Origin of the sequence: Pseudoalteromonas sp. 1CM17D (genome assembly GCF_023161805.1) — a bacterium.
Classification (GTDB): Bacteria; Pseudomonadota; Gammaproteobacteria; order Enterobacterales; family Alteromonadaceae; genus Pseudoalteromonas; species Pseudoalteromonas atlantica.
This window is the reverse complement of the sequence record NZ_JALNTP010000002.1, coordinates 139,496-157,366: the sequence shown is the minus strand read 5'-3', so window position 1 is coordinate 157,366 and position 17,871 is coordinate 139,496. Positions and strand designations below refer to the sequence as shown.

Here is a 17,871-nt window from a genome sequence, read left to right as displayed (position 1 = left end):
TTTTAAGTAGGCTTAGCGCATTAATGTGCGTGTGCTTCACCTGACCCTTTAGGATTACGAATACCTTCCACCATTTGTTGTATTTCAAGCGGTGTCGATTTTGTTAATTTAAGTACGGTTGCAGCAACCACAAAGTTTATTATCATCCCCACTAAGCCAATTCCTTCGGGCGAAATACCTAAGAACCAATTTTCTGGACTATTAAGCTCAGGGCTTACAAATTTAAAGAAGATAATATACGCAGCGGTAAAGCCTATACCGGTCACCATGCCAGCAATTGCGCCTTCTTTATTCATTGTTTTAGAGAATATTCCCATAATAATTGCCGGGAAGAAACTCGCCGCCGCTAAACCAAAGGCAAAGGCGACCACCGATGCAACAAACCCTGGCGGGTTAATCCCAAAGTAAGCCGATATAACAATGGCAATCATCGCGGCTAACCGTGCAGCTAGTAGCTCTTGTTTATCGCTTATGTCGGGTTTGAGGGTTCGTTTAAGTAAATCGTGCGACACTGATGTTGAAATAACCAGCAATAACCCCGCTGTGGTTGAAAGCGCAGCAGCAATACCACCGGCCGCTACTAATGCGATTACCCATGCTGGTAAATCAGCAATTTCAGGGTTAGCCAGTACCATAATATCGCGGTCTACTTTTACTTCGTTTGCGCTTGTTGGGTCTTCTACCTTGCCGGCGGTGTAAAACATTTTGCCGTCGCCGTTTTTATCATTAAAGGTAATTAAACCCGTGCGTTCCCAGTTTTTGATCCACGCTGGTGCTTGAGCGTACTCTGTACCGCTACCATCTTTACCGTTAATGGTGTCAATCATGTTTACGCGTGCAAACGAGGCAACCGCCGGTGCAGTAGTGTAAACAATGGCAATAAATACCAGTGTCCACGCTGCTGAAATACGGGTATCTTTAACGCGAGGTACAGTGAAAAAGCGAACAATTACATGCGGTAAACCAGCAGTACCCACCATTAACGCGCCGGTAATAGCAAATACGTCAATCATGCTTTTAGAGCCTTCGGTGTATTGTGCAAAGCCCAGCTCTGCGCTTAACCCGTCTAGCTTATCAAGTACATACATGCCTGAGCCATCACTCAATGTGGCACCAAAGCCGGTTTGCGGGAAGAAGTGGCCTGTCATCATCATTGAAATAAAGATAGCGGGCACAAGGTAGGCAAACACAAGCACACAGTACTGCGCTACTTGCGTGTAGGTAATGCCTTTCATGCCGCCAAGTACCGCATAAAAGAATACAATCACCATTCCAATGTAAACACCGGTTTCAATTTCTACTTCTAAAAAGCGCGAAAATACCACGCCTACGCCACGCATTTGTCCAGCAATATAAGTAAAACAAATAAAGATGGCACACAAAATAGCAACAACACGTGCTGTTTGTGAGTAGTAACGATCGCCTATAAAGTCAGGTACAGTGAATTTGCCAAATTTACGTAAGTAAGGCGCTAAACACATAGCGAGTAATACATAGCCGCCAGTCCACCCCATTAAGTAAACACCGCCATCGTAACCTGCAAACGAAATAATACCCGCCATTGAAATAAACGACGCTGCGCTCATCCAATCGGCTGCGGTTGCCATACCATTGGCAAGCGGAGGTACGCCGCCCCCTGCCACGTAAAACTCATTTGTAGAGCCTGCACGCGCCCAAATTGCAATGCCGATATAAAGCGCAAAACTTAAACCAACAATTATAAATGTGAGTGTTTGAACATCCATTACCTAGCTCCTATTCGTCTACGCCGTATTTTTTATCTAACGTGTTCATTTTGAAAACGTAAACAAAAATCAAAGCTACAAAGGTGTAAATAGCGCCCTGTTGTGAAAACCAGAAGCCAAGTTTAAACCCAAAAAAACGTACTTCATTCAGTACATCTACCAGTAATATGCCAAAGCCAAATGAGACCACAAACCACACTGCTAGTAACTTAAACAGTAGTGAAATGTTTTCTGCCCAATAAGCTTTTGCTTGTTCTTCATCTTTAAAAGCCATTTTTATTTTCCCCTTTAAGCATTGCATAATTGCAATGAGTGGTTTTTTTATAGTCGGTTATTAATTTAGCAACGCGGCGTGAAGAGTGAAGTGAGACCATAGTCGTAACAGACCATTAACGTTTACGTAAACTGCAAATGCAATTGTATTTAAAAACACAATTACACATAATTTTCAGTAAGTTAGCTTTTAACAAAGCGCGTTAATGGCAAAATTTAAGTGGCTTTGTGTAAAAATGCGACATTAGTCTAATAAATCATCAACAATATAAATAATCATTTAAAATCAACACAATAAAAACAACGTTAATATTTTGCATAAAATTGTGCACGCACACTTAAAGTTATCTCTGTTATTGTGTGTGGGTATAAATAATAAGGTTTAATAACAACATGACTGCTGTACTGATTTTTGTAGCATTAGGCTATATTGGGGTGCTGTTTTGGCTTGCTAATTGGGGCGATAAAACAACACCACTTGCTAAACGGATTAGCCATCATCCTTTTGTGTATTCATTATCGTTAGGGATTTATTGTACCTCGTGGACGTACTATGGTTCGGTTGGTACCGCCGCCACCAGTAGTTGGAGCTATTTACCCATTTTATTGGGCCCTTCATTGTTGTTCTTTTTTGGCCAAGGCTTTTTACGCAAGCTGGTATTAGTAAGTAAAAAACAAAACATTACTACCATTGCCGATTTTATTTCTGCCCGCTATGGTAAACGTCAAACCAGTGCAATACTGGTCACTGTTATTGCCCTACTTGCTACCATTCCCTATATTGCGCTGCAGTTAAAAGCACTCAGTACCAGCTTTTTGCTTTTGCAAAACAGCAATCAAATATCTGGCGAAATGCTTACCCTCACCGCCACGTTAATTATGGCGCTGTTTGCAATATTTTTTGGTACCCGTAAGGTAGATGTTACCGAGTACCGCTCTGGGCTTATGCTAGCAGTCGCCTTTGAGTCAATGATAAAGCTCATTGCGCTTATTGCCGTCGCTGGCTTAGCCTTGTACACCTTATTTAATTTACCCACCCTTAGCGGCGACAAAGTCACAGAGTCGATTTGGCAACACTGGGGCAACTTTAACTTTTTTAGTTTTAACTTTATTGGCCAGTCACTTATGGCTGCCGCGGCCATAATTTGTTTACCACGACAATTTCATGTCACCGTGGTAGATAACCAAGACAAACGCCATTTATTTACTGCTCGCTGGGCTTTTCCGCTGTATTTATTACTCACCGCCGCGATGATAATTCCTATTGCTACTGCCGCAATTCACCCAAGTATTGGTAGCAGTTTTTCACCCGACAGCTTTGTATTAGCGCTACCGCTTATTCACGACCAAGCTTTTTTAAGTACCTTTGTATTTATTGGCGGGCTTTCTGCAGCCACCGCTATGATAGTGGTGGCCACACTTACGCTTAGCACCATGATCTCTAACGATGTAGTGCTGCCGCTTATGCTACGCCGTAAATTTAAGCGCAACTTAATTACCAGCAGTTATAAATCGCAAATTTTGTTAGTTAGGCGTTTTACCATAGCCGGCATACTTATATTGGCTTATTTTTATCAGCAATGGTTTGGCCATGGTAGTGCGCTGGCCAGTATGGGGCTGGTGGCATTTTCGTTAGTAACGCAGCTGCTCCCAGCTATTGTGGGCGGGCTTTACTGGCGAAAAGGCCATGCTTATGGTGTATATGCGGGGCTATTAGCGGGTTTTATTTGTTGGGTATTATTTTTAATGATGCCAATTTTAGATGCCGGTAGCGCTCTTGATAGCGAGCTTCAGCAAACCCTTATTACACGCGGCACTCTGATTGCCTTATTTGCTAACATTGGCTGTTATATTAGCTTTTCGTTAGGGGCAGAAGAGCGCTTGATAGATAAAATTCAGGCCGCCGCATTTGTTAACCCTAAAGATCAGGCTATTTTATCGCGCCGCTTAAACAAAAATGTTAAAGCCACGGTTTACGACTTTAAAATACTACTGCAAACCTTTTTAGGTATTCAGCGTAGCCAACAAGTACTGGCGCACTTTTCACTTTCGCACCAGCTAAGTGACAATAATGCCCACCCCGAGCCCGAATTTATAGCCTACTGCGAGCGTGCGTTAACTGGGGTATTAGGGGCGTCTTCGGCGCAGGCGCTAATACGTACGGTTTCATCGGGTAAACGTATGGCCTTTGAAGAGGTGGTTAACTTTTTTGACGAAACCACACAAGCATTGCAGTTTAACCAAAACCTTTTGTATACCTCGCTCGAAAACTTAAGCCATGGTATTTCGGTGGTCGATAAAGATTTAAAACTGGTAGCATGGAATAAGCGCTACAGCCAAATGTTTGGCTACCCTGACGGCTTTTTAGAAGTGGGGCAACCCATTGAAGATATAATAAGGTACAACGCAGTACGCGGTGAATGTGGCCCAGGCGAAATAGAGCGCCAAGTAGAAAAACGCGTTCAGCATTTAAAAAATGGTAGCTCGCATCACTTTATTCGCCACCGCAGAAACGGCCAAGTGTACGAAATGATAGGTAACCCCCTACCCGATGGCGGCTTTGTAACGAGTTTTTCAGACATTACAAACCATATAAGTACGCAAAATGCGCTTGAAGAAATTAACATGGATCTTGAAAACCGCATTGAAGCGCGAACCCAAGAAGTGCAAACCATTAATAAAGACTTACAAGCACAAATAGATAGCCGAGTAAAAACAGAGCAAGCACTTACTTTAGCCAAGCGCGAAGCAGAGCAAGCCAACGACAGTAAAACGCGATTTTTAGCACTGGCAAGCCACGATATTTTACAGCCTCTTAACGCGGCGCGTTTATACCTTGCCGCCATTGATGAAAAGCAGCTTGATACAACTAACCAAAATAGTTTTAATAAGCTTGGCCACAGTTTAGACTCAACCGTGCATTTAATGTCGGCCTTACTAGAAATTGCCAAGTTAGAGCAAGGCGCAATGACCCCAACCCCTCGGCACTTTTGTATAAACGATATACTTATGCCACTGCAAAGCGAGTACGCTATTTTATCAAGCGATAAAGGCTTAAAACTAACCGTGCGTTCAAACGCACAAATTGTGCATAGCGACATCACCTACTTGCGCCGAATTATACAAAACTTGGTGTCTAATGCGGTTAAATACACCGAAACAGGGCGAGTATTAATAGCATGCAGAAACCGTAAACATAATTTACGTATAGAAGTATGGGACACCGGTCCAGGTATTAGCCAAATAGAACAAGCTAAAATATTCAACGACTTTTACCGTATAGAAGCCGGTGATAACAAAGGCGTTGGTTTAGGGCTTGGCGTTGTAAAACGTATGGCCGATTTACTTAGCTTAGAGCTTGATGTGCACTCAGAGCCCGGTAAAGGCAGCCGCTTTAGTATTGAAGTACCCTATGGAGATGCGCAGTTTGTACAACAAAAAGCAACGGCCAGCAGCTTAGTAGAAAACCGCGCCGCGATTAACATAGTCGCGGTAGACGATGACCCCGAAAACCTAGCAGCAATGGCCAGTTTACTTAAAAAGTGGCAAGCCAATTACACCTTGTTTGACGATGTAAATAAAGTACTCGCGCACGCTAAACAGCACGCAGCGCCCGATGTAATTTTAATGGATTACCAATTAGGTAATGATTGCGATGGTATTTCGCTTATAAAAACACTGCGTGATACATGGCAAAGCGAAGTGCCCGCCATACTTATAACCGCCGTACGCGACACCGAGCTTAAACAAGAAACTAAAGCGGCTAATATTCATTATTTAAGTAAGCCTATTAAGCCAGGTAAGCTAAAAGCACTACTTAATCACAGTACTTAGGCTCTGCTCAACAGTGTAAAACCAAAGCCCAACAAATTGCTGGGCTTTGGTTTATAGCTTATAGCTACGATTATGCTTGTTTTACGAGGCTTCTAAGCTTTTGAAATAACCAACTAAGCCCCACTAACGACAAGCCTAAGCCAATAAACGACAGCGCTTTTAAAAGCCCCGTTAAATTAGCCATGTCCACTAAGAATACTTTTAAAATAACGGCTGCCAATAATCCTAACCCTATCTTTTGGATTAATAGCTGATTTTTTAAATGCCCTAGCACCACAGTAATAGCCCCTAACACAAGCCAAATAACCGAGTAGCTATAAAGCTCTGCGTTGCTTGCACCTGTTGATAAGTAAATATAAGGGCCTTGCCAGTATTGGCGTATAAAGCCATTAATTGCCAACACACTCAATACACCCGCTACTGTGAGTATAAATGACGCAGCTTTTGTATACAGCGGTTTAATTAACGTATAAAGCCAAAACACGAGACCCGCAGGCACTAACCAAAGCAAAAATAGCCAATTAAATACAAAATATTCGCCAATATAAATAGAGCTTAAAAATGGATTAGCGTTTAGTAAGGTGCTCAGTGCAGTAACACCCGCAGCACCTGCTAATGCTATGCCTGCCACTTGGTATAATTTAGCTAAGCTACCGGCAATACGAGCACGGTGTAAATATACACAACCCAGTGCAAGCCAATTACAGGTGAGTAAAGCTTGTTCGTAAAAGCTCAAAGAATCAAACTGCGGATAGTGTCCTACCAGTTGATAGCTGGTTTCGGTGGTAATAAATAACGCCAAGCAATGCAGCGCTGCGCCTTCAAGCCAAACTTTTAACTGCGATGCGTTAAAGCATTTGGCTGCAGTGTAAAATAACACCACACACAAAGGATAAACGACTAAGCTCCAGTGCACACCCAATACACTAAGCGCCTCGTAACTTGGGGTCCACGGTGACAATGTAAGGCGAAGTAGTAATGCAGCCACCAGCGCTTTAATAGGCCAATGTGGCATAGGCACCCTATAGCGGTTTATTAACACGCTAATAAGTAAAACTTGAATAGCCAGTGCAATGGTTAGCCCGCTGTCATTTAATAACATAGTAATAGCAAGCGTGATGTTGGCATTTGCCCCCACCCAATATGTAAAGCGCTGAAAAAGCGTTGCGCCACCTATTGCACACTTAATTAAAATGGCGCTACTTGTAAGTAGTATCACTGCCCACAATGGATAGGCTGTGGCCAACGCATGGTTTGGGATTATAGCGTATAAGGTTGCAATCATTATAAATACGCTAAACGAGGCAGTAATGTGAAAAGCCAATCGTTTAGGTTGCCACTTTATACCAAAATAAAGCCCATATACGCTGAGCGCTAACCCTAAAAATATAGCGCCACCATATTGGTGCCTAAATATAAATAGCGAGTCAGAATAATCAGCATAATAAGAAGGCGTGCTTAATAGCCAGAGTACAGCTATTAGCATCGCCACCCCTTGCCATAAATCCCAGCGGCTATTTTTAAGCACTAAAAACAGCAATGTTAATATGCTTAACGCATTTATTATTTGCCACTGTAAGTAGTTATTACTATCAAAAAGCATTGCCAGTAACAAAGGGACAATACAGGCAAGCATTAAAGGGTTACTAGGGAGTGCGTTTATTAGGCGCTTTAAACTATGTGGGCGAGTTTCAACCACCGCAAGTTTTGACCCCAAGCGTGGCACGGCAATTAAACCAATAACACTTAATAGCCCATACATGCCCATAAGCCAAATGGTGCTGCTGTTAGCTAAAGTAAAGCCAACAACATACCAGCTCAAATGCCCCGCCCAAAGTAAATACCACAGCCATGCACGCTGTACTTTATACGCGACCAGCGCAGCAGATAAGCTCACAAACCCAATGTACATATAAAACGCAAATAAATTATTGCTGCCGGTATTAATCAGCACGGGGACACAATAAGCACCAATAATACCTAGTACGGCTAATACTGGGCCAAGCATTATTGCCATAGCGCTCGCACTTATGGCAATAACCCCAAGGACAACAAATGCTGTTAAAGGGCTGATCATGTTATAGCTGCTATACGCTAATAAGGTCAGTGCAAAGCACGTAATAAAACCCCCACTGGCAAGCGCTGCAGGTATATAGTTATTAAACCCTTCAAATACACTATTTTTGTAATGCATATAAGCTGCGGCTGCAATTAAGCCACCACCAAATAAACCGCCTAGGGTTAATCGCATTGCAGGAGAGAGCAACCCGGCTTCTAAACTGTACTTTGCTAAAAATATACCGCCTAACGCCAATGCGATTGCGCCTATCCAGGTCATCCAGTTTTGTTCAAAGTCGCTACGCAGTTTTTCAAAAAAAGAAGTAAAAAGTGTGGGTTTGAGATTTTTACTGTCTTGCTTATGTTTACTGGCAGTAGCATTAGCGGGTGGCTTTATTGCTGAAGCTGGCGTTTTTACCTGCCCACGAGGCTGACTTGGCTGATTGGATTGATTAGGACTAACTTGATTAAAAGTCGCCTCATTGCTATTTGCTTGAGCCGTGTACGCATGTTCAGCTGTGGAGCAAGCGGCGCTTTTATCGGTGCTTTTAACGGCGTCTTCATCGTGGCTTTGTGCGTTGTTAGCTAATTCTAAGCTGAGTACTTTTGCTTTTAATTGAGCAATTTCTTGCTTTAAATTACTAAGTTGTGCAATTGCGACAATACCGCAAATAGCACCGGCCATTATTGCAAATGCAAATAAACCCACTATTCCTAAAAACTCATCCATGGCACGCTCTTTTTATTTATTATGTTATGAGTGTACCTAAAATTTTTAAAAGTTATAGCAATCTGCTTATATATGGGTTTATTTAATGTAAACAAAATCACGCTACAGCTAGGCAAAAAAAAGCCCCAAACAATAAAGCTTAGGGCTTTTACTTTCTAGAACGTGTTACAAGTTGCTTATTCTACGCTGTCTGTAATTGTGCGCGTTACACTCATTTTAAAGCCTGAACTGGTTGTCTCATCGTGCTCTAAAATTAAGATATAGTTACCTTCTTCGGTAAAATCTATATCGCTTTGTTGAATTAACACTATTTGTTGGCCGTTATCTTCGTATACGGCATACACAGTGTAAGCTTCATCATCTACATCAATTTCTTCTTGATCGTATCTATCTAAGCCATCAATTACATTGGTGGCGTCATCAACAGTTTCACCATTTAAGGTAAAGTACACGTCAACTTCGCTTACTGTTTGCCCTGCGTAGCTTTCAATTAGGTTAACAACCGAAATAGTATGGCTGTAGCTGCTAGGTGTTAGGTTTTCCTCAACACTCATCATGCGTAAACCATTATCGACATCGTTGTAAAAAACGCCTACCGCACTTTGCTCGCGCTCTAGGGTCATTAAAAAGTTATCGGCAAGCTTAGTGCCCTCTTCGTCGTACATTGCAACGCTGTAACTATTTGGCGAAAGCTCAACGTAATCGGTGTAGGTATCGCTTGCTACCGTATTGGTATCGTTAACTGTGGTGCCACGGGTCGTGCTAAAGCTAACTGGCGAGTAATCGTCAACGGTATTTATAAAGCGCAATTGGCCTAACGCTGATTGGTGCTTTAGCGCTGTAACATAGTTATTGTCAGTCACAATATCGAGCGTGATACCGTTTTCTTCTGTTGCATAGCTTGGGCGGATCATGGCTACGTAGCTTTCTTCATCGTAAAAATAAACCGACTCCGACTCATACACTACATCAGTGCTACCTGCCTCAGTGATATAAATTGTGTAGTAACCCTCATCAAGGGTTTGTAAATCTAGTTCACTTAAATACTGTGTTGATGTAAATAGTTCAGCACTTTCAAATACGCCATCATCGGTTGCTAGGTAAATATCGTAGCTAGTGTCTTCACTGGTGATATTGTAAAAACCTAAGTTAAACTCATCTGTATCACTTGAAATGGGCACGCTTAGCTCTGTGAACGTAGGTTCGTCAAAGTTACCGCTCATTACAATTAGTTCGGTTTTGTCACCTTTGATTGATACTTCTTGTTCGCTAATTGTAATGTAGCTGTCGTTTGCATCTAAGTATTCAAAGCTTAAATCGTAAGTGCCGGTGCTGTAATTATGACGCGTGGTTACATCAGCAAAATCAGTGCCTGAGCGCTCAGTTTCGTCTACAAATAAACGCGTATATGGGCTGTTATATGAGCCGTTATATAATTGTACGTAGCCTGTATCACTTGAGCCGTCGCTGCCGCCACAACCAACTAAAATAGACATTAAACTTAGAGGTAAAGCAGCTTTCAACAGAGAGTTGGTCATTAAAGTTTCCTTATTATTAAAATCACTATTATGACTTCTTTGCTGCATTTTAATTTCATAGTTTACAAAGTATTACCCTCGCTGACAGTTCTTTACGAAAACGTTTAAAAGTGTAATAAATGTGCAAATAATAAGGATATTTGCGTAGAAAGCTTAAGGGGCTATTTTATATTGATCTCGGCCATTATTTTTAGCAACGTATAAAGCCATGTCTGCCCGCTTCATTACCTTGTCGAGGGGCTCGTTAGCGCTTTGCAGCGCCATACCAATACTTACGGTAAGCTGTTTGACCTGTTTAACTTTAATATTGTGTGCAATGTCTATTAGTTGCCCACAAAATTCAGCCGCTTGGCTTATATTGCTGGTGGGTAAATAGCCACCAAATTCCTCACCACCGAGGCGCGCAAATTTAGCGTTATTAACAAACACACGATTATATTTAGTGGCTAGCTGCTGTAGCACTAAGTCACCTTCATCGTGTCCAAACTCATCATTAATAGCCTTAAAATGATCAATATCTATAATTAAAATAACGTAAGGCGTACTAGGGGCAGTTTTAACATGCCGATAAAAATAGCGTCTATTATGTACTTGTGTAAGATCGTCCGTTATCAACTCGTGCGCTAAACGGTTATGTATACTTTGTACAAAACGCATGGTCTTAAATAACCCATAGGCGGTAAAAAGCATTCCCATGGTTCTGCATAAGTCTTCAAAATAAACACTCATCCAATAGGGCTGCACAACTAATTCATCTATTACATCGGCCGTTGTGCCCATACTCCATAGCAATAAACCCAATGTAGAAAACACGTACGCTTGTTTTGAAAGCTCAGAGCATTGCACTATCCAAAATAAAAATACGAGCACGATGAGATTGCAAAAGTCGGTAGTAAAACCGTACACGTTATTTTGCACATCTAAAGGGGGGAAAGTATTTAAAGCATAAAGTGAGAAAACAATAATGTAGAGCAGTAACGCTATACTTACCGCCTTGTTTATCCAACTCATTTTATAAAAGTTAGACAGCCTAACGGTAAGTTGTACAGTTTCAATCATAGGGTGGCGCTTTTTAGTGCGTTATTAACAAACTATAGCACACCAGAAAAAACCGTTATAAAAGGTTACCTTACCCTGTACTTTCTGGGTTATTTCACCACCTTGAATAAAAAGGGTTGAGCAAAGCAGACACAAATACAATGCAAAGCTACAAACCCATATTTGCATTAGTGCCTTCACAGTTTTAGTCGCGCTGAGCAGCTTACTTACCTATACCAACCAAGCATAAAACTATATTAGAGTGCTAAGGCCCCACAATGCCAATACTAAAATAGTAATAGCAATCATCGCTTTAGTTTTATGTTTACTGATTATTTGTTCAGCTTTATTACCTGCGTAATACACCACTATTGCTAATCCAAAATAGCGAATTGAACGAGCAATACCAGAAGCTAATAAAAACAAAGCTATAGAGTACTTTGTAGCGCCTGCAGCGAGCATCGCAATCTGAAACGGAATAGGCACAATTCCCAGCGTCATTACAAACCAAAACCCTTGATTTTGCATTTGCTGCTTTACATTTTCAAACTGCTCTTGGCTCGAAAACATTTCAATAACCCAGTCACCTATCGCGTCAAATAAATAATAACCCAGTGCATAACCAAATAAAGCACCAATAATACAGCCTAATGTCGCCATAAGGGCGATTAACCACAGCTTCTCACGACGCGCTTGCATAAGCGGAACAAGCACTGCCTCAAGCGGAATAGGGACTATTGTAGATTCTAAAAACGACGCTACGGTAATGCCTGTTAGCATATGTTTAGAATCTATAAAGTGCCGTGTTTTTTCTTTTAGTTTTTTTTGAATAGCCATGTAAATCCTTTTTTTGCTTGTGATGATAAGCCGTTGCTCAATGGGTTAATTCTTACATATTTACGTTAATACACGCTGAAAAAAGTTAAAGATTTACCTCCCACATAACCGTTAACAAATTAGCAATATTTATAAGAATATTTTATTATGTGCCCATGCAGTTAAATACCTACCAAAGCAGTTAAAATTTATGCAAAGTGCACGTTTTATTCCCTTTAGAAAACAAGATATTGTTGATATGTGCAGCGCTGAGCTCACAAACAACTTAGAGCAAACATCGTTTAAACAATTTTGCGATTTATTAGCAAGCCTTATCCATTACGATTACCATTCAACACTTGAGTCGCTCAAAAATAACTACGCGCCCTTTGATCCCAATAGCGATACGCGATCTTTAGCGCCAGTATCAGCTGATCAAAAAGCGCAGTGCCAACGCGAATTTGCTAAAGATTTTGCTAAGGTACTTAATGCAGCTAACTTTGAAGTGATCACCCATCAAGACCTGCAAGATGCACTCAACGAAGAGTCACTATTTAAAGTACGCCTTGAGGTAGAGTTTGACGACTTTGAAGAAGTGGTTTTTTACCGCCGTGGCGAATCACAACTCACTGAAACCATAACCAGCTTTTGGGGCTTGCGTAAAAAGCCCCTGCACTTTACCAATTACGACCGCGTTGCAGTGTTTATTCGCTTTAAAGATAAAGCCTACTTTGAGGCTAAAAATAAAACGCCTTTAGGGTTTGAGCCAAGCTCGACCATAGTTAAGCTGTTTCAAAATGTCCCAAAAGCCGACCTTGAAATGCTATTTCCGAATAGCGAAGTACGTATGCGCCCTATTGATAAAGTGATTATTGGCTCATCGGCTTTAGTAGGCGGTGCTGTGGTATTAATTACTAAGCTTGGCGCATCTATTTTATTGTTATTTGCTTTATTTGCTTTTTGGGGTGGCTTTAGGAGTGAGGCCGTAGAAATGACCCAACAACACTTTATTACCTTTGCTATTGGAATGGGAGTTTTTGGCAGCTTTATTTTTAAAGAGTGGAGTAAATTTAAAAACCGTAAAATTAAGTTTATGAAAGCGCTAAGCGATAACCTCTACTTTAAAAATCTAGATAACAATGCCGGTGTTTTTCATACCCTTATAGACGCCGCCGAAGAAGAAGACATAAAAGAAGCCCTGCTTGCCTATACATTTTTACTAAAATCAGAAAGTGGCTTAAGCGCACAAATGCTTGATGAGCAAATAGAGGCGTGGTTTAAAACAAAGTATAAATGCGAACTCGACTTTGAAATTAGCGATGCGCTTGAAAAGCTCACTCGGATGCGTTTAGTAACCTGCACTAACAATTTGTATAGTGCAATAAATTTAGATCATGCAAAAACTATTTTGGATGAGCGCTGGGATAACCTGTTTCAATATAATTAAATAACCTTTAAGGCGGTTAGCTAGATTTAGATTCGGGGATTAGCTAATCTTACTCAAAGTACCTTAACTTTAATTTATGCTTTAGCATATTGTATTTTATGATAGCTTATATATTGCCTGAGATAGGTTACTTTCGCCTATCACCTTGTAAATTAAATACTTTCTATACAAAATTCATTGAATAGAGCTTGACTTAATAGAGCAAGCTAAGAACAAAAAAAAGCCACTCAGTGAGTGGCTTTTGGTATAGCTAAGTGCATTACTCAGCTAAGTATACGTGTTGATTAAGCATTGCCCGGATTAGGGTTAGACTTTTCAGCTTGTATACGCATGTAAATCTCTTCACGATGCACTGAAACGTCTTTAGGTGCGTTAACACCAATTCGAACTTGATTTCCTTTAACACCTAATACAGTAACAGTTACTTCGTCACCAATCATTAGGGTTTCACCTACTCTACGAGTTAGTATTAGCATTCTCTTGCTCCCATGTTCCAATAAATTATAAGATTCCGCTTGACCATTTTAATGAAAAATTGATTGAAAAGTAAGTAAAAACTCCCAAACTATCCATTTTCTGTTAAAAATTCTGAGTGTAACGCTCTTACTGCTAGTTCTAAATACTTCTCGTCAATTAAAACCGATACCTTGATTTCAGACGTCGATACTAAAACTATGTGTATGCCTTCTTGCGCCAATGCATCAAAAAATTGATGCGCTACACCACTGTGAGACTTCATTCCTATGCCAACAGCCGACACTTTTGCAACTGTTGTATCACTAGAAATGCTATCAGCCTGCAGATTTACCTGTTGTTGAGTTAGTAAATCGTGTGCTTGCAAATAGTCATTTGAATGCACAGTAAAAGCATAGTCTATTTTTTCAAAGTTATGATTAACTTGACTAATCATATCTATTTCGATGCCATTTTCTGCAAAAAGTTTCAAAATTTTTGTAAGAGAATGAACACAGTATGGTACGCCATGTACCTTTATCAAGCATTCGTCACGATTAAACGCAATCCCCGACACAACCTTAGTTGGCATATCGCTCTCCTCAAAACTTATTAGCGTTCCTTCATCGGGCTCAAAACTCGAAAGCACCCTTAGCGGCATTTTATGATTACCAGCCGACTCAACAGCACGAATATGCAATACTTTTGCGCCTAAGCTTGCCAGCTCTAGCATTTCGGCAAACGTTACATGGCGCATTCGCTGTGCGTTTGGTTCTACACGAGGATCAGTAGTGTATACGCCATCAACGTCGGTATAGATCTGACATTCATCGGCTTTTATTGCCGCGGCTATCTCTACCGCAGAGGTATCGGTGCCGCCGCGTCCAAGGGTTGTAATATTGCCCTCTACATCGCGCCCCTGAAAACCGGCAATAATCGCAACCCGATTATGCTCAAGCTCATGCTTTAAACGCGTCGCAGCAACCTCTTCAATACGGGCTTTACCAAACATGTTATCGGTTTGAATATTAACCTGATCGGCTAGTAGGCTTACAGCCGAATGGCCACGTTTTATAATAGCCATAGCAAGGAGCGAAACAGAAACCTGTTCTCCAGTGCTAATAAGTACGTCTAATTCTCGGCTACTCGGGCGAGTATCTATTTGCTTGGCGAGGTTAATTAAGCGGTTGGTTTCTCCCGACATGGCCGAAAGAACCACAACCACTTGATGACCTTGCTGCTTAGTTTTAACAACAAGGTCGGCGACCGCTTCTATTCGCTCAATAGAGCCAACCGAAGTGCCGCCAAACTTTTGGACAATAAGTGCCACGTAAGCTTAAACTTTCTCGCTTACCCAGGCTGTCACGCTTTCAAGCGCAGCGTTTAGGTTTTCAGGCTGTGAACCACCCGCTTGTGCCATATCAGGACGACCGCCCCCTTTACCGCCTACTTGGCCTGCCATGTGGTTTACAAGCTCACCGGCTTTAACTTTACCGGTTAAATCTTTCGTTACACCGGCAATTAGGCTCACTTTTTCGCCGCTGGCAACACCCAGTGCAATAACACCTGAGCCAATCTTGTTTTTAAGATCGTCAACCATACCTCGAAGCGCTTTAGATTCAGTACCTTCAACGTTTGCCACTAGTAGCTTAACGCCATTAATTTCAACAATCGAATCAAGTAAAGACGCACCCGCTGCACTGGCTAGCTTATCGTTAAGCTGTGCAATTTGCTTTTCAAGGCCTTTAGACTTTTCAAGAAGCGCAGTTACTTTTTCAAGTACCGATGCGCTATCACCTTTAACCAGCGCTGCTACATCGTTTAGCTGTTTTTCTTGCTCGCTTACATACGCCACTGCATCTGCGCCTGTTACTGCTTCAATACGGCGTACGCCTGCAGCTATACCGCTTTCAGATACAATTTTAAATAAGCCAATATCACCCGCGCGCTCTACGTGCGTACCGCCACACAGTTCAATTGAGTAATCGCCAATGGTTACTACGCGTACTTCATCGTCGTACTTTTCGCCAAACAGCGCCATTGCCCCTTTTGCTTTAGCGTCATCAATTGCCATAAGCTCAGTGTTTAGGGCAAAGTTACGACGAATTTCATCGTTAACTACTCGCTCAATTTCACGTAGCTCGTCTTTAGTAACCGCTTCAAAGTGCGAGAAGTCAAAACGTAAACGCTCAGGCTCAACCAGTGAGCCTTTTTGGCTTACGTGTTCACCTAATAGTTGGCGCAGTGCTTCGTGTAAAATGTGCGTAGCTGTGTGATTTTTCTTAATGCGTTCACGGCGTGCATCATCAATAGTGGCATCTACTTTATCGTTAACCGCAATGCGCCCTTGCACGCTACCGTGGTGCGCAAACGCATTACCCAGCTTAGTAGTGTTAGTCACTGTAAACTCGCCACCTGCAACAGTAATGGTACCGGTATCGCCTGTTTGGCCACCAGATTCAGCATAAAATGGCGTATGGTTAAGTACAACAATGCCTTGTTGGCCGTCTTCTAAAATAGAAACCGACTCACCATTTGCAAAAACTTCTACTACTGTAGCGCTATGATGTGTGCTGTCGTAGCCTTTAAATTCAGTGTGTTTTTCTGACTTTAATTGCTCGTTGTAATCGGCACCAAATTTACCAGCTTGCTGCGCTGTTTTACGCTGTACAGCCATGCACTCTTCAAAGCCTGCATGGTCTATTGTCATTTGGCGCTCACGGGCTACATCGGCCGTTAAATCAGCGGGGAAACCATAAGTGTCGTATAATTTAAATACTAAGTCACCAGGAATAACATCGCCTTTAAGCTCGCTTAGGCTTTCTTCTAAAATAGCTAAGCCACGCTCAAGGGTTTTACCAAATTGTTCTTCTTCAATGCGCAGTACTTTTTCGATAATTTCTTGCTGCTTTGCAAGCTCTGGGTAGGCTTGGCCCATTTGTTCAATAAGCGCTGCAACCAGTTTATAGAAAAACGCACCTTGTGCACCAAGCTTGTTACCATGGCGTACTGCACGACGAATAATACGACGCAATACATAACCACGGCCTTCGTTTGACGGCATAACACCATCAGAAATTAAAAACGCACACGAACGAATATGATCCGCCACAACGCGTAGCGACTTATCGTTTAAATCTTGTGCGTTAGTTACACTTGCCGCAGCTGCAATTAAGCCTTGGAACAAGTCGATTTCGTAGTTTGAATGCACGCCTTGTAAAATAGCAGCAATACGCTCAAGGCCCATACCTGTATCAACAGATTGTTTAGGCAGCGGCTCCATAGTACCGTCGCTTTGACGGTTGTACTGCATAAATACAAGGTTCCAAATTTCGATAAAGCGGTCGCCATCTTCTTCAGGCGAGCCCGGAGGCCCACCCCAAATGTGCTCACCGTGATCGTAAAATATTTCAGAACACGGGCCACACGGGCCAGTATCGCCCATTGACCAGAAGTTATCTGAGGTAGCAATACGAATAATACGATCTTCGCTTAGGCCAATATCATTGTGCCAAAAGCCAAATGCATCTTCATCGTCGTGGTAAATAGTAACAAGTAGTTTTTCTTGTGGTAATTTAACAACCTCAGTTAAAAACTCCCACGCAAACTTAATAGCGTCTTGTTTAAAGTAATCGCCAAAACTAAAGTTACCTAGCATTTCAAAAAATGTATGGTGACGCGCTGTGTAACCTACGTTTTCTAAATCGTTATGTTTACCACCAGCACGCACACAACGCTGTGCACTTGTAGCACGCGTGTAAGGGCGAGTTTCGGCGCCTAAAAACACATCCTTAAAAGGAACCATACCGGCATTGTTAAATAACAACGTGGCATCGTTACCCGGAATAAGTGAAGCCGATTGGACAATTTGGTGCTGTTTGCTGGCAAAAAAGTCTAAAAACTGTTGCCTAAGTTGTGCCGTAGTCATGTGCTGCATGT

11 protein-coding genes are annotated in these 17,871 nt (G+C 41.8%); 2 read left to right on the top strand and 9 right to left on the bottom strand.

Annotated elements, in window-relative coordinates:
- Window positions 1-20: 20 nt before the first annotated feature.
- Together MSC25_RS04390 and MSC25_RS04385 are read right to left on the bottom strand one after the other, a co-directional pair.
- A complete protein-coding gene (locus MSC25_RS04390) occupies window positions 21-1,745 on the bottom strand; it encodes a sodium:solute symporter family protein (RefSeq protein WP_004586075.1) in 1,725 nt (574 codons plus the stop codon).
- A gap of 10 nt (window positions 1,746-1,755) precedes the next feature.
- Window positions 1,756-2,019, bottom strand: coding sequence for a DUF4212 domain-containing protein (locus tag MSC25_RS04385; RefSeq protein ID WP_004586074.1), 264 nt, complete (start codon window positions 2,017-2,019; stop codon window positions 1,756-1,758).
- A 392-nt stretch (window positions 2,020-2,411) separates the two neighbouring features.
- On the opposite strand from MSC25_RS04385, the gene MSC25_RS04380 reads away from it, so the two are divergent.
- Window positions 2,412-5,852: a PAS-domain containing protein gene (locus MSC25_RS04380; RefSeq protein ID WP_055252793.1), complete on the top strand. Its 3,441-nt coding sequence runs from the start codon at window positions 2,412-2,414 to the stop codon at window positions 5,850-5,852.
- Between the two features lie 70 nt (window positions 5,853-5,922).
- Here the strand turns inward: MSC25_RS04380 and MSC25_RS04375 are convergent, their stop codons facing one another.
- The 4 genes from MSC25_RS04375 to MSC25_RS04360 all read right to left on the bottom strand — a co-directional run bounded on the left by MSC25_RS04375 (window position 5,923) and on the right by MSC25_RS04360 (window position 12,053).
- Complete coding sequence (locus MSC25_RS04375) at window positions 5,923-8,640, bottom strand: DUF2339 domain-containing protein (RefSeq protein ID WP_096739147.1); 2,718 nt, start codon at window positions 8,638-8,640, stop codon at window positions 5,923-5,925.
- 176 nt (window positions 8,641-8,816) lie between these two features.
- A complete protein-coding gene (locus MSC25_RS04370; protein ID WP_024033201.1) occupies window positions 8,817-10,178 on the bottom strand; it encodes a DUF4397 domain-containing protein in 1,362 nt (453 codons plus the stop codon).
- Window positions 10,179-10,331: 153 nt separating this feature from the next.
- Window positions 10,332-11,237 (bottom strand): GGDEF domain-containing protein, encoded by a 906-nt coding sequence (locus MSC25_RS04365; RefSeq protein WP_096739146.1) that lies wholly within the window; start codon window positions 11,235-11,237, stop codon window positions 10,332-10,334.
- Window positions 11,238-11,468: 231 nt separating this feature from the next.
- Window positions 11,469-12,053, bottom strand: coding sequence for a VTT domain-containing protein (locus tag MSC25_RS04360; RefSeq protein ID WP_096739145.1), 585 nt, complete (start codon window positions 12,051-12,053; stop codon window positions 11,469-11,471).
- 190 nt (window positions 12,054-12,243) lie between these two features.
- On the opposite strand from MSC25_RS04360, the gene MSC25_RS04355 reads away from it, so the two are divergent.
- The gene (locus tag MSC25_RS04355) at window positions 12,244-13,479 is read left to right on the top strand and encodes a TMEM143 family protein (protein WP_096739144.1); all 1,236 of its coding nucleotides are present in this window, start codon (window positions 12,244-12,246) and stop codon (window positions 13,477-13,479) included.
- A gap of 284 nt (window positions 13,480-13,763) precedes the next feature.
- Here the strand turns inward: MSC25_RS04355 and csrA are convergent, their stop codons facing one another.
- The 3 genes from csrA to alaS form a co-directional block, all read right to left on the bottom strand.
- Entirely contained in the window at window positions 13,764-13,955 is a 192-nt protein-coding gene (gene csrA, locus MSC25_RS04350) for a carbon storage regulator CsrA (RefSeq protein ID WP_004587515.1), read from the bottom strand.
- Between the two features lie 89 nt (window positions 13,956-14,044).
- A complete protein-coding gene (locus tag MSC25_RS04345; RefSeq protein ID WP_024031600.1) occupies window positions 14,045-15,262 on the bottom strand; it encodes an aspartate kinase in 1,218 nt (405 codons plus the stop codon).
- A gap of 6 nt (window positions 15,263-15,268) precedes the next feature.
- Window positions 15,269-17,869, bottom strand: a complete 2,601-nt coding sequence (gene alaS / locus MSC25_RS04340) for an alanine--tRNA ligase (RefSeq protein WP_055254821.1) — start codon at window positions 17,867-17,869, stop codon at window positions 15,269-15,271.
- Window positions 17,870-17,871: the final 2 nt, after the last annotated feature.